A 13,734-nucleotide genomic window follows, 5' to 3' on the forward strand; every position below is an offset into this window, starting at 1 on the left:
CGGTGCTGCCGGTCAGGGGGCCGGTACGGGTTGGCCGGCCGAGGGCGGTTCGGGTGCGGCGTCGGAGTGGTCCGCCCGCCGACCCGTACGCCAACGGGTGAACCACGGCGCGTCCGGCGCGCCGTTGAACACCCCGCCGTCCGGGTCGTCCTCGTAGGTCGCGCGCACCGGGTCGAGTTCGGGTCGGAGGACCTCACGCACGATCAGCACGCAGAGGATGACCACCGTGACCCAGCGGAGCGTCGCGGCGAGCACGAACACGCCCTCCGGGAAGACCTGCTTGCCGGAGGCGCCGAGTAGTTCACCGTAGAAGGCGACGAAGTAGCAGATCTCCGCGAACTGCCAGGCGAGGAAGGCGCCCCACCGTGGTCGGGCGAGCACCAGCAGCGGCAGCAGCCAGAGTGTGTACTGCTGGGACCAGACCTTGCTGAAGATGAGGAACGCGGCGACCACGAGGAAGGCCAACTGGGCCAGCCGGGGCCGTCTCGGCGCGAACGCGGCGAGCAGGACGACACCGCCGCACGCCAGGATGAAGAGGGCGTACGTCAGGATGTTGAGCGTCGGTACGTTGTTGCTCAGCCACTGGAACGGCCCCTGGTCGCCGGGGTTGCCGCTGTTCCACTTGCCGTCGAGGTAGCGGCCGATGTACCAGAGCGTGCCCCAGTCGATCGGCCGTTCGCTGTTCAGGTCGAAGAACCGCATCCAGCTCTCCCGGTACGGGATCGCCACCGGCAGGTTCACCGCCACCACGGTGACGACGGCGGCACCGGTCGCGACCAGGGCCTGACGCAGTCGGTTCGCCCGTACGGCCAGCACGAGAATCGGGCCGATGATGAACAACGGGAAGAGTTTCGCGGCGCCGGCGAGCCCGAGCAGGACGCCGGCCGCCACCGGTCGACGCTTGGCCCAGGCGTAGAGGCCGAAGGCGGCGAGCCCGATGGCGAGCAGGTCCCAGTTGACGGTCGCGGTGACCAGCAGCGCCGGGGAGAGTGCGAAGAGCGCGGCATCCCATGGTCGACGTCGGCGCAGTGACAGGAGCATGGCGACGGTGGCCACCGCGAGCGCGCTGAGTACGACGGCGTTCAGGTTGTAGAACCACATGCCCTGGTTGAGGCCGGGCCGGGATTCCCCGAGCGCGTGTACGGGTAGGCCGAGCGCGCCCATGAAGTATCCGGTCACCACCGGGTACTCGACCGGGTGGTCCTGGTAGGGGACCTTGCCCTCGTTGAGGCCCTCGGCGTAGTAGAGCGCGAGCACGTCGGTGTAGCAGAGCCGGGTGTACTGGATGTTGTTCTGCCACGCGCCGTCCTGGCAGGGCGACTTCTGCACCCAGTGCAGGGCGAGGGTGAGACAGGTCAGCGCCAGCACGATGCGTGCGGCGCTCCAGAACACACCACCACGGCTGCCACGGGGGTGGCCGACCTCTACGGCGTAGTTGCCGAGGGGTCCACCGATCGCCTCGGCCAGCCCCCGGACGAACCCGTCCGAACGGGAGGGGTGGTCCACCTTTTCAGGCTCGTCGATGCCTGCCGTTGGCTGCACGCTCATGACCCGACATAATGCCGCATCAACGAGCCCCCCACGAGTACGTGGGCGGTCACGGATGCGGCAGACGATGACCGGTGCAGCCCTGACAGGCGGGTACGCGGGTCGGTTGGTGGCGGGCCGGGTGGTCGAGCCGTCCTACCCGACGACCCCAAAGACTCATATGCCTGATTAGACCACTCTTGTCCGTCGGGCCAGTCCCGGATCCGGCACCCATTGATGTGCACCTGACCAGGCATTAGTGCCCTCGACCTGTTGCGCCCACCTGATGGTCAATTCACCCCAAAGCCGGTATTGATCAAGAGAGATCCCCATGTGATACTTGATCGTGGACCCGAACGGGGGGAACAGTGGATTTTCGAATACTTGGGCCAGTAACTGTTCGCTCAGATGATAAGCAGATTTCACCAAGCGGAGCACGTCACCGAAAAGTGCTGGCAGCCCTCCTGGTGGAGGTCAACGAACCCGTTTCGACCGACCGGCTGATCGATGTGCTGTGGGAGCACTCCCCGCCGGCCACCGCCCGCCAGCAGGTTCAGAACTGCATTGGGTCGCTCAGGACCATCCTCACCAATGCGGGCAGGAACCACGTTCTCTCGCGACGAGCCAACAGTTACACGCTCGAACTCCCGGACAATCTTGTCGACGGGCAAGCATTCAAGCGGCTCTGCCACGATGCCGACCTGTTGACTCGTTCGGGCGAGTTATCCAAGGCCACCGCCTCGCTTCGTAAAGCACTGAGCCTATGGCACGGTCGGGCACTTGAGGATGTGCATTCCGACGCATTGATCGCGGACGCGGCGAACCTTGAGGAGACGCGGGTCCATGCCATCGAAGGTCTCATCGAACTGGAGTTCGCACAGGGCAACCACAACGCTCTGATCGCCGACCTCACCTCGTGGGTGCGGCTGCACCCGTACCACGAGGGCATGCACGGCCGTCTCGCCGAAGCCCTGAACGGTGCGTCTCGACGCGCCGAGGCACTGCAGGTGATCCACGACCTGAAACTCAGACTGGACACCGATCTGGGCATCGGCCCGAGCCCCGCGCTACGCGAGGTGGAACAGAAGATCCTCGGTAAGCCGGCCGACGAGTTCCCCCGGGCCGGCTACGTGAACATCGACCTGGACATCGTGCAATCGGTTGCCTCCACCCTGGCCGATCTGACGGCAACGGTCCAACTGCTGCTTTCCGGGCACTCGCCCGACCCTCGGGGAGCCAAGATCGGCGGGTAGTCCTGGGCCCCTCGCTCCGCTGGCCGGTCGGGCGCCCGACCGGGCGGTCCCGTACGTGGTCGCCGCGCGTGCCCCGTCGGTCACCGTCACCCGCATCGGTATCACCTCGGAACGGCCAACGTCCCCGGTCCTCACGTCACCGCGGGTTGCGCCGAGCTGACCGGCCCTCGGGTCGAATCTCCGGCCTGGAGCGGATGCTGCCCGGCCGGCTGGATCCCCACACGGCGGTGACGTTCGCCGATGAGTGACGCGATGGTGACAGGGGAGTGGCAGGGGCTGCGACGGTGACCTTCTGTGCGTCCGCCGTGGACGCGGAGAAGGGAAGAGCACCCATGCAAGCGAGACCACCCGCGCTGGCCCCTCGACCGCCCCGAAAGGGACGGTTCTGGCTCCGGCTGGGGAGCACGGCCCTGCTGCTCGTCATCGCCGTCACCAGCACCACCTTCACGACCGCCGAGCGGCCAGCCCAGGCGGCGAGCTGCCTGGCGGAGACCTGCAATGGACAGTGGCCGGACACCGCGGGCTGCATGACCGCCAACACACAGGAAATCTTCCTGCACCCGTTCCAGTTCGACGCCGACGAAGAAACCTCCGATGACCCGACGCCCGGGCACGACGGCAAGGACTACATAGGCAACGGAACGGTGTACTACTCGCCGGAATGTCGGGCGGCCTGGGCCGACTTCAACTTCAGCTGGGCTGAATGGGGTGCAACCGACCCCTGGGTGCCGGACCTCCAGTTCTGGAGCCAACCACAGACTGGCGGATGGGCCCAGACGATCTGGGCAGAACGCCCGGTCGGCGGCAGCAACATGCCCTACTACCAGATTCCCGGTACGCAGACCTACCGCACGCCGCTGGTGGACTGGAACACATCCATCCAACTCTGTGTCTGGATCTACAGATCGTCGGACCCTGCTCCGGTGCGGACCAACTCTGCCTGGAACTTCGACGACCGGGAGGCGTGTACGCCGTGGCTCTGACCTTGACAAGAACGATGCGACGCCCCGTGCGGCTCGGACTGTGCGCGGCACTCGCCGTCGCGACCCTGTTCGTCCCGGCATCCGCGACGGCACAACCGGGACCGGCTGTCCAGGCTCCCCCTACGACCAGGTACGACCAGGCAGCTCTTGTCGACCCGGACGTGGCACTGGGCGCGAACTGGCGGCAGTCGAGCGATGTCCTGGTCACCGGCCTGGGCGACACGGAGGGCTTCCACCTCTACGTCGCCAAGGAGAAGGACGCGTTCGCGTGGACCACCCTGGTCACCCTGAACGCGGGCCTGACCGGTGTCGGCGCGTGGACCGGCAACGTCTGCGTCACCGGCTCAGGACGGTACGCGGCCGTCGTGTTCGCGCCCGCCACCTTCGCCAACAAGCCCAAGCTGGTGAAGGGCGGCGCCTTCGCGGCCGTCGTCGACCTACAAAGCAGCAAGGTGAGCCCGATCGCCGAGCCGGTGCAACTCGCCTACTTCAACCCGTCCTGCGGTCCGACCGACCGTGTGTTGCTGACCCGGTCGACCGCCGTCGAGCAACCGAAGACCGATCTGATCACCGTGGATCCGGCGGCCGGGAAGGCGATCGGCACCAGGCGGATCGACGCCCATCTCACCAACCCGGTGCCCGCACCGGACGGGGACTACGGCGTCGTGAGCGGCGCGCTCAGCCGCGTCGACCCGTCGGGCAAGCTCACCACGATCGCCAAGCCCGGCGGGCAGCCGTTCGCCGTACAGGCAACCGGAACGGGCGCGATCGACCTGCTGACCGTGCAGCGCCCGGCAGAGGGCGCGGCCGAGCGGGCGGTGGCCTACCGCTACGTCAACGGCAAGCAGACCCGGCTCGGTGACGCCCCCCGGACCAAACTCGAGCTGTTCCGGCTCTCCGGCGGCCGTAACATCCTCGCCGGAGACATCAGCGGCATCAACGCCACCGGCCAGAATGATCTGACCCTGGCGGGTGCGTCGAAGAAGGTACGCGCTGTCTCCCAGCAGGGCCATCTGCTCGCGCTGGAGATGCTGACCGACCGGGCCGCGCAGGCGCCGGCACTGCTGGCGGGAGCGAAAACTCCGTCACCGACAACCGGGACGTTCCGCGCCACCGTACAGGCGACGGGCACCGGCCGGATAAGTACCGGAACGGTCGGCACGGAGCGCAAGCCGGCGGCGGACGTCCCGCCCAGCACTGGTGGGGGCCGAACCACCTCCGGGATGACGACGATGGGGGACAACAACACCAAACCCAAGTGCATCGTTCCCCGCAATGACGTCAAGCGCCAGTCCAGGCAACCAAGTGCCAACCAGGTCGAGTGGGCGGTTGACCTGGCCGTCCACGGCGAACTCAAGATTCAGCGTCCGGCCGGCTACCTGTACCCCGGGTCGGCGGCATACGTCCCACAGACGCTGTTCAAGCCGGTGAGCGGTCCGCAGGTGCCAGCCCAGATCATGCTCGCGGTACTGGCCCAGGAAACCAACATGTACCAGGCCTCCTGGCACGCCGTTCCCGGCGACACGGGCAACCCGCTGGTCTCCGACTACTACGGACATCGCGCCTGGGGTGGAGACGTGGAGGTCATCGACTTCGACGAGGCCGATTGCGGTTACGGGATCTCGCAGGTGACCGATGGAATGGTGTTCGGCTCGTCGCGGTGGACGGCACAGCAGCAGAATGCCATCGCGCTCGACTATGCGGCGAACATCGCGGCCGGTCTGCAGATCCTCGTCGCGAAGTACAACGAGGTACGCGCGACGAACAGCTGGGTGAACAACGACGATCCGCGTTACCTGGAGAACTGGTACCTAGCGGTCTGGGGTTACAACAGTGGAATCCACGCTATTGGGCCCGGCGGCTACGGTGTGGGCTTCTTCAACAACCCCGCCAACCCGGACTACCCGGCCAACCGTGAGCCCTTCCTGCGGGGCTCGCTCGATGATGCCAGCCACCCGTCCGACTGGACCTATCCCGAAAAGATCATGGGCTGGGCCGAGACTCCACAGTGGCAGTGGATCGACCCCTTCACCAAGTACGCCAGCCCCGACTTCGGTCCCGACTCGGGCGGCCTGCTGGCTCTCCCGTCCCGCTACCAGTTCTGCGGCCCCGTGAACAACTGTGACGAGGACCAGCCGGACCCTTGCCCGTCGTGGAACGAGTTGTGCTACTGGCACGGCACCACGAGTTGGTTGGAGGCGAACAGCGAGCTGGAGTTCGCCAAGGAGCAGCTGAGCTACCTTCCCGGGTTCCCGGAACCGTCGGTGATCCGCGTCTATCCCACGAACTGCGCACCGCTGTCAGCAGCGGGCGCAATCATCGTGGACGACCTGGCCAGCACCGCCGACAACCGGCTCGGGTGTGCGAACCAACCGTGGGGCGGCAAGTTCACCATGCGTACCGGCAGTCCTACCGGCATCCATTGGAGCGAGTACGCCAAGATCGACCTGCACCAGGCGGGCGCCGGCTACCTGGGCCACATGTGGTTCAGCCACGCATACGACCCCGACTTCCGCACCGGAAACACGGCGGCGATGCTCCACAGGATCGTCGGGACCTGGACGCCCAACCTCCCGACAGTGGGCGGTTACGACATCCTGGTGCACCTACCGTCACACGGCGCCAACGTCCCCGCTGCCGAGTACATCATCAAATCCGACACCATCGGCACACTCGAATCCAGCTGCGTGATCGATCAGGATGCGTCGACGCTCGGTGAAGATCGATGGGTGAACCTGGGCAGGTATCTCCTGAAGCCGGGCGCCCACGTGCAACTGAGCAACATGATCGACGATGGCACCTTCGGCGAGGTTGACATCGCCTGGGACGCGGTCGCGTTCGTACCCCAGCAGGGCACCGCCCGCGCGTGCGGCACCCGCTACAACTAAACCAAAAGGGCCGGCGGCCGGGTTCACACCCGGCCGCCGGCCCGTTCAGTCGATCAGCGTCGCGTGCCGTCGGTGGGGACTATCCCACCACCGTTGCCACCACCTGGCGGCCCGGGTATATCCGGTAGGCCAGGTGTGGGTTGACCGGGCCCACCGGGTTGACCGGGGCCACCCGGTTGGCCGGGGCCACCCGGTTGACCAGGCCCACCCGGTTGACCAGGCGGCGGCACCGGGGGCTGCCAGGTGCTACCCGGCGGGCAGAACATCTGGACCGGGAGGGTGCAGATCGACGGCGCGACCGGCTTGACCCCGTTGCCGGCGTCCGGGTCACCGAAGTCCTTCGGCGGGTCGGGGAACTTCTCCGTCTCCTGGCCCTTCATGACGGTGTTCATGAAGACCTTCCAGATCTCACCCGGAAGACTGGAACCTTGGATCGACGCGCCGTTCTTGTCCTTGATCGCTTTCAGGTCACCGACGTTGCCGACCCAGACCGCCGTGGCCACCTGTGGCGTGGCTCCGACCATCCACGCGTGCGCGTTCTCCCTGCTGGTCGGGCTCAGTTCCCAGGTGCCGGTCTTGCCGGTGGCGGGGCGGCCACCGGCGAGCGTGTCCTTGCCGACCGCGGGGACCTTCTCAAGCACCGCGTTGACGGCGTCCGCCACCACCTTCCGGATCCGCTGCACGGGCTTGATCTGCTCGCCGCCGATTTCCTCCCAGGCGCCGGTCTCCTTGTTCTTCTGCTCGATCTTCTTGATGAAGTGCGTCTCGGCGTACATGCCCCGCGCGGCCAGGGTGGCCACACCGGTGGCATGGTCGAGCACGGTGACGCCGTACTGACCGAAGCCGACGTAGGTGTCGAACGGGGAGTCCTTGCCGGAGCCCTTGACCATGTCGTACGGCTTGCCGTCGTCGGTCCACATGGTGGTGATACCGGCCGCCTTGGCCATGTCGACCACCTTGTCGATCCCGATCTTCTCGGTGACGTGGTAGAAGGGCACGTTGTACGACTGGACAGTCGATTCATCCAGCGTGCAGTACTTCGCGCAGGCGGGCTTCCGGTTCGCGTTGTTCACCGTCGGGCCGCCGCCAGGGACCTTGAACTCGGTCGAGTCCCAGTGCGAGTCGACCGCTATGCCGGCCTCGAGTGCCGCCGCCAACGTGTAGATCTTGAAGGTCGAGCCTGGTGGGTGACCACCGGTCAGGCCGCCTTCCATGTTCTTGCCGGCATAGTCGTGGCCGACGCCGTTGTCCCCACCGAAGTAGGCCAGCACCCGCCCGGTTCCCGGCTCGATCGCCGCCGCCGCCGCCATCAGGTTCGCCGGCTGACCCTCGAGCTCGGAGCCCCTCGCCTTACGCCAGGCGGCGGCCTCCAGCGCCTTCTGCATCTTCCAGTCGATGGTGGTGGTGATCTTGTAACCGCCGTCGCGGATCTGCTTGATGCACGTCTCCGCGTCCTTGCAGATCTTCTTCTGCACCATCTCGTCGCGCACGTAGTTGACCACGTTGCCGGACGGCGTGTTGATGCCACACTCAAGGCTGCAGGCGGTGTCGGCCGGCTTCGGCTCGACCTTCGGATACTCGGTGGGCCGCTGATCCGGGGTGAGCCACTTCTTCTCGATCATTCCGTCGAGCACGTACGTCCACCGCCCCTGGGCGGCCTCCAGGTTCTCCGCCGGGTCGTAACCCTTGTGGCCGGTCTCCTGGTCTGGCTGCGGCTGCTTGATGACCGCCGCCAGCACCGCCGCCTCGCCGACGTTGAGCTTGTCCACCGGCTTCTTGAAGTACGCCTGCGCCGCCGCGTCGATGCCGTACGCACCCCGGCCGAAGTAGATGGTGTTCAGGTAGAACTCCATGATCTTCGGCTTCGGGTACTTCTCGTTCAGCTTCGAGGCGAGCACTGCCTCCTTGACCTTCCGGCCGTAGCCACCGGTCAGGTCCATCGCGTTCTTCGCGTACTGCTGGGTGATGGTCGAGGCGCCCTGCTTGGTGCCGCCGGTGAAGTTGTTCCACGCCGCCCGGGCGATACCGACGTAGTCGACACCGCCGTGGGTGTAGAAGTTGCGGTCCTCGGCCGAGGCGACCGCGTGCTCCACCTCGTCGGGGATCTGGTCGATCGTGACGAAGTTCCGGTTGACCTCGCCGAGCTTCACCATCTCCTGTTTGCCATTGTTGGCGTAGATGGTGCTGGAGAGCGGGAGCGGCATGTCCGACGGGAGCAGCACCTGGGTCGAGTAGTACGTCACGCCCACGACGCCGCCGCCGGCCAGCATGATGAGCACCGCGAATCCGGCGATCAACCAGTTGACCCGCTTACGGATCTTGGCCTTCCGCAGGGATTCGGGATCGCCGTCGCCCCGCCGACCACGTCGACCCGGCCCGTCCGGCCCGTTGGGTCCGCCCGGGCCGCCAGGCCCGGCAGGTCCGGCAGGACCGCTGGGGCGAACGCTCGCCCGGGCGGCGACGCCACCCACCGACGCGGAGCCGACGCTGGCCCGACCGGCCGGTCGGTCACCGCCGAATCCGCTGTCCGCCCCGGGCGGGGTGGCCCGGCCAACCTGCGCCCGACCCGCAGACCCGGCGCCGACGGATGCCGAACCGACCGAAGCGGCACCACGCGACGCCGAACCCACCGAGGCCGAACCGACCGAGGCTGCTCCTCGCGATGCCGGGCCTCTGCCGCCGGGACCGGCCGGGGAGTCACCGCGCGGCCCGGGGCCGGCCGACGCGCCGCCGACCGAGGCTGAGCCGACCGAGGCCCGTCCACTCGACGCCGGGCCCACCGAGGCCGATCCGCGTGACGCGGCCGGACCGTTGCTGCCGTTCGATCCGCTCTGGGCGGACCAACCACCGGCCGTACCCTCCGGTGCGGACGAGCGGTAGGTCGGGGCGGCCGATGCCGGACGCCGGTACGGGTCGTCCGCCGCGGGTCCGGGGTCGCCGTTGGGCCCTGGACCATGGGCCTGACCGCGCGCGGAACTGGGGTCGCCGTACGAGTTCATCTGTCACACCCTGCCGGTCGCGGTGGCGCGCACGAGGGCCGCCACCGGGTTGCCGTGAGCTAGAACACGCTGCAAGCTTGGCCGGTATTGCCCATTGCCTGCAGCCGCTTCGGGAATTTCCGGACTTATCCGGTTAGTAATCCGCCACTCGCCCTGACTTACCTGGGAAACCGTGCTAAGGGCCGGGGGCGGTGGGATCACCGGCGCGCCTCACGCCTTCGTCGAGCCACCGGGGCTCGGGATCCGGTGGCGGCGACGGCCTCGTCCATTTGCGAGTCCCCCTGCTCACCGGTCAAGCCATCCCTGCCGAGCAGGTATTGCTCGACAAGGTGGTTCCAGTCGCAGGCGCGGCACACCTCGACTACGTAGACCTGGAACTCACGCACCGTCATGGCGAGCACGGGCAACTCAGCCAACGTGCGCGCCTGGCCGGCGGACTGCTTGAGCTCATCGCCGTAAATGTAGTGGACGTACGTGAGATTCTCGCGCCGGCAGATCGGGCACCGCACCTCGGTCGGTTCACCGTGGAAGCGAGCGGCATTCTTCAGGTACGGAGACGCGTCACACACCTCGTACGTGCCAACCCGTCCGGCGTACACCTCACGCAGAACCGCCCGCTTCTGGAGCGAGTAGTCCACCACCTGGCGCTGCGTACGCATGCGGTGAAGGGTACGCGGTTCGGGCCTACGAGGCGACCGCCGTCACACTCTGTGACAACACGCATGCTGATCAGGGTTTGCCCTGGCGGGGGCAAGGGGTCTACGGTGCGATGTATCGGTCCGATACATCGGGTGGATTACCAGGGAACAAGCGGGGAATGGAGGACAGGCACCAGATGCTTGAACTCGCCATCCTCGGCCTCCTACAGGAGTCCCCCATGCACGGCTACGAGCTGCGCAAGGAGCTCGCCGCCAAGCTCGGCGCCATCCGCGCGGCGATCAGCTACGGCTCGCTCTATCCGACGCTACGCCGGCTGCAAGCCGCCGGTTGGATAGCCGAGGCCACCGAGACATCGGTCACCACCGAGCTGGTCCCGGCCCTGACCAGCCGACGGGGTCGGGTGGTCTACAAAATCACCGCGGAAGGCAAGGAACGGTTCGCCGAACTCATCGCGCAAACCGGTCCGGAGACGTACGAGGACACCGGATTCGGGGTGCACTTCGCGTTCTTCGCCCGTACCGACCAGGCCACCCGTCTGCGGATCCTGGAAGGTCGCCGACGCAAGATCGAGGAACGTCGCGAGGGCCTGCGCGACGTGCTGGGCCGAGCGGCCGAGCGCCTCGACGCGTACACACTCGAACTTCAGCGCCACGGGCTGGACGCCTGCGAACGCGAAGTCCGCTGGCTGGAGGAGCTCATCGCCAACGAGCGCTCCGGCCGGTCCCCCTCGGCACCCGATTCGGGTGTCGGCGGGGCCCCATCAACCGAAATAAGCCCGTCTCCGCCTGGGCAGCAGTCCAGCACCGAGCCGGAGCGGCCGTGATAAAGAAGGAGGCAAACGCGATGGGCTCCGTCCGCGTCGCCATCGTCGGTGTCGGAAACTGCGCCTCGTCCCTGGTTCAGGGCGTGGAGTACTACCGCAATGCCGACCCAAACGACCGCGTGCCGGGTCTCATGCACGTTACCTTCGGCGACTACCACGTCTCCGACGTGGAATTCGTCGCGGCGTTCGACGTGGACGCCAAAAAGGTGGGCATGGACCTGGCCGAGGCAATCGTGGCCAGCGAGAACAACACCATCAAGCTGGCTGACGTACCGCCGACCGGCGTCGTCGTCCAGCGTGGCCCGACCTTCGACGGTCTCGGCCAGTACTACCGTGAGATCGTCCAGGAGTCCGACGCCGAGGCGGTGGACGTAGCGCAGGCGCTGCGGGACGCGCGCGTCGACGTGGTCGTCTCCTACCTGCCGGTCGGTTCCGAGCAGGCGGACAAGTTCTACGCCCAGGCCGCGATCGACGCCGGCTGCGCGTTCGTAAACGCGCTCCCGGTCTTCATCGCCTCCGACCCGGCGTGGGCACAGAAGTTCACCGACGCCGGCCTGCCGATCGTCGGCGACGACATCAAGAGCCAGGTCGGCGCGACCATCGTGCACCGCGCGCTGGCCAAGCTCTTCGAGGACCGCGGTGTCGAGCTGCTGCGCACCTACCAGCTCAACTTCGGCGGCAACATGGACTTCATGAACATGTTGGAGCGCACCCGCCTGGTCTCCAAGAAGATCTCGAAGACCCAGTCGGTCACCTCGCAGATCCCGCACGAGATCAACAAGGGCGACGTGCACATCGGCCCGTCGGACCACGTGCCGTGGCTGGACGACCGCAAGTGGGCGTACATCCGCCTGGAGGGTCGTTCCTTCGGCGACGTGCCGCTCAACGCCGAGCTCAAGCTCGAGGTCTGGGACTCGCCGAACTCCGCTGGCGTCATCATCGACGCGGTGCGCGCGGCGAAGATCGCCCTGGACCGGGGTATCGGCGGACCGATCCTCTCGGCTTCGTCCTACTTCATGAAGTCCCCGCCGGTGCAGTACTCCGACCACGACGCCCACCAGTCGGTCGAGGACTTCATCGCCGGCAAGGTCGAGCGCTGACGGTCGCACCGCACCGCGTGCGCTGAGCACCGGTCAGTGCGTCGAGGGCCGGGTCCACATGGACCCGGCCCTCGCTGGTTTCTCCGGGCCGATCAGCCCCGGGCCCGAGGACCGGTCAGCCCCAGGCCCGTTGCAGTGCCACCCGGGCCTCCAGTTCGAGCAGGTAGCGCTTGCGCGGCAGACCCCCGCCGAAGCCGACCAACTTGCCGCCGGCGCCGACGATCCGGTGGCACGGCACGATCACCGGGATGGGGTTCCGGTTACAGGCCACCCCCACCGCCCGAGCCGCGCCCGGATCGCCCAGGGCCGTGGCTACCTCGCCGTACGTCCGCATCTCGCCGTACGGAATCGTGGTCATCTCGCGCCAGACCGCCCGTTCGAAATCGGAGCCACGGGTGACGGAGAGCGCAACGGTGAAGTCGGTCAGCTCGCCCGTGAAGTACGAGCGCAGTTGGGAGAGCGCGGCCGGCAGCCACCCGACTCCCGGCACCGGCTCGGCGTCGGCCCGGGCCGCGCCCGCGACGGGACCGAACTGCACCCCGCAGACACCCACCTCGTCCACGGCGACGGAGAGTTCACCAATCGGTGAGTCGAGCACGGTCCAGCGCATCGGCCCATTATCCGTCGGCGGGCCCGGGACCTCGGCGCCCCCGGAGGACCGCTCCTGTGGCTCGAACCGGCTGCTGCCGGTACGGCTTCGCGGAAGCCCGGACCTGCTCCGGTCGTACGTGCGATGCTGGCGCCTACCGGGGCTTTTTGTCACTCGACCGCACCTCATCCCGGCGGTTGCCCGGTCCTCGTTTCGGGAGCCATGAGGCATGCGTCACGTCTGATGATCCGCACAAGGGTGACGTGTCATCCTGGCTACGGCGGTGTCTAAGGATGACACGTCACCCTAGTAAAGGAAGAAGCAACATGACCAAGGTAGCCATCATCCTCGGCAGCACCCGACCGGGTCGTAACGGTGAGGCCGTCGCTCGCTGGGTCAACGAGATCGCGAGCAAGCGGACCGACGCCGAGTTCGAGCTGGTCGACATCGCGACCTACAACCTGCCGCACCTCGACGAGGCGATCCCGCCGTCGATGGGGCAGTACGCCAACGAGCACACCAAAGAGTGGGCTGCCAAGATCGCCGAGTTCGACGCGTACATCTTCGTCACCCCGGAGTACAACCACTCCACCTCGGGTGCCCTGAAGAACGCGATCGACTACCTCTACGGCGAGTGGAACAACAAGGCTGCCGGCTTCGTCAGCTACGGCAGCGTCGGTGGCACCCGCGCGGTCGAGCACCTCCGCCTGATCATGGCCGAGCTGCAGGTCGCGACCGTCCGCGCCCAGGTCGCTCTCTCGCTGTACAACGACTTCGAGAACTACAGCGTCTTCAAGCCGGCCCCGATGCACGACGACACCCTGACCACCGTGCTCGACCAGGTGGTGGCCTGGGGCGGCGCGCTCAAGACGCTGCGCAAGTAAGAGCGTCACCCGCACGAGGTACCACAGG

At 67.1% G+C, this 13,734-nt stretch carries 11 protein-coding genes; 7 read left to right on the top strand and 4 right to left on the bottom strand.

Annotated elements, in window-relative coordinates:
• Positions 1 to 12 precede the first annotated feature (12 nt).
• A complete protein-coding gene (locus ACIBF5_RS03435) occupies positions 13 to 1,548 on the bottom strand; it encodes a glycosyltransferase family 87 protein (protein WP_396807674.1) in 1,536 nt (511 codons plus the stop codon).
• A 446-nt stretch (positions 1,549 to 1,994) separates the two neighbouring features.
• On the opposite strand from ACIBF5_RS03435, the gene ACIBF5_RS03440 reads away from it, so the two are divergent.
• From ACIBF5_RS03440 to ACIBF5_RS03450, 3 genes are all read left to right on the top strand, one after another.
• Positions 1,995 to 2,780 (top strand): BTAD domain-containing putative transcriptional regulator, encoded by a 786-nt coding sequence (locus tag ACIBF5_RS03440; protein ID WP_396807676.1) that lies wholly within the window; start codon positions 1,995 to 1,997, stop codon positions 2,778 to 2,780.
• Between the two features lie 332 nt (positions 2,781 to 3,112).
• A complete protein-coding gene (locus ACIBF5_RS03445; RefSeq protein WP_396807678.1) occupies positions 3,113 to 3,763 on the top strand; it encodes a hypothetical protein in 651 nt (216 codons plus the stop codon).
• Positions 3,764 to 3,789: 26 nt separating this feature from the next.
• A complete protein-coding gene (locus ACIBF5_RS03450; RefSeq protein ID WP_396807680.1) occupies positions 3,790 to 6,651 on the top strand; it encodes a hypothetical protein in 2,862 nt (953 codons plus the stop codon).
• 53 nt (positions 6,652 to 6,704) lie between these two features.
• Here the strand turns inward: ACIBF5_RS03450 and ACIBF5_RS03455 are convergent, their stop codons facing one another.
• Positions 6,705 to 8,948 (bottom strand): transglycosylase domain-containing protein, encoded by a 2,244-nt coding sequence (locus ACIBF5_RS03455; protein WP_396807682.1) that lies wholly within the window; start codon positions 8,946 to 8,948, stop codon positions 6,705 to 6,707.
• Between the two features lie 91 nt (positions 8,949 to 9,039).
• Between ACIBF5_RS03455 and ACIBF5_RS03460 the strand changes: the two genes are divergently transcribed.
• Positions 9,040 to 9,531: a hypothetical protein gene (locus ACIBF5_RS03460; protein ID WP_396807684.1), complete on the top strand. Its 492-nt coding sequence runs from the start codon at positions 9,040 to 9,042 to the stop codon at positions 9,529 to 9,531.
• 316 nt (positions 9,532 to 9,847) lie between these two features.
• Here the strand turns inward: ACIBF5_RS03460 and ACIBF5_RS03465 are convergent, their stop codons facing one another.
• Complete coding sequence (locus ACIBF5_RS03465) at positions 9,848 to 10,309, bottom strand: DUF5318 domain-containing protein (RefSeq protein WP_396807686.1); 462 nt, start codon at positions 10,307 to 10,309, stop codon at positions 9,848 to 9,850.
• 176 nt (positions 10,310 to 10,485) lie between these two features.
• On the opposite strand from ACIBF5_RS03465, the gene ACIBF5_RS03470 reads away from it, so the two are divergent.
• Both ACIBF5_RS03470 and ACIBF5_RS03475 read left to right on the top strand, forming a co-directional pair.
• Positions 10,486 to 11,133: a PadR family transcriptional regulator gene (locus tag ACIBF5_RS03470; protein ID WP_396808265.1), complete on the top strand. Its 648-nt coding sequence runs from the start codon at positions 10,486 to 10,488 to the stop codon at positions 11,131 to 11,133.
• A gap of 20 nt (positions 11,134 to 11,153) precedes the next feature.
• Positions 11,154 to 12,233: an inositol-3-phosphate synthase gene (locus ACIBF5_RS03475; protein ID WP_396807687.1), complete on the top strand. Its 1,080-nt coding sequence runs from the start codon at positions 11,154 to 11,156 to the stop codon at positions 12,231 to 12,233.
• A gap of 115 nt (positions 12,234 to 12,348) precedes the next feature.
• Here ACIBF5_RS03475 and ACIBF5_RS03480 read toward each other — a convergent pair whose 3' ends face one another.
• The gene (locus ACIBF5_RS03480; RefSeq protein WP_396807689.1) at positions 12,349 to 12,843 is read right to left on the bottom strand and encodes a methylated-DNA--[protein]-cysteine S-methyltransferase; all 495 of its coding nucleotides are present in this window, start codon (positions 12,841 to 12,843) and stop codon (positions 12,349 to 12,351) included.
• A gap of 305 nt (positions 12,844 to 13,148) precedes the next feature.
• On the opposite strand from ACIBF5_RS03480, the gene ACIBF5_RS03485 reads away from it, so the two are divergent.
• Entirely contained in the window at positions 13,149 to 13,706 is a 558-nt protein-coding gene (locus tag ACIBF5_RS03485; RefSeq protein ID WP_396807691.1) for an NADPH-dependent FMN reductase, read from the top strand.
• Positions 13,707 to 13,734 lie beyond the last annotated feature (28 nt).

The sequence above is a fragment of the Micromonospora sp. NPDC050417 genome (assembly GCF_044458865.1).
Classification (GTDB): domain Bacteria; phylum Actinomycetota; class Actinomycetes; order Mycobacteriales; family Micromonosporaceae; genus Micromonospora_G.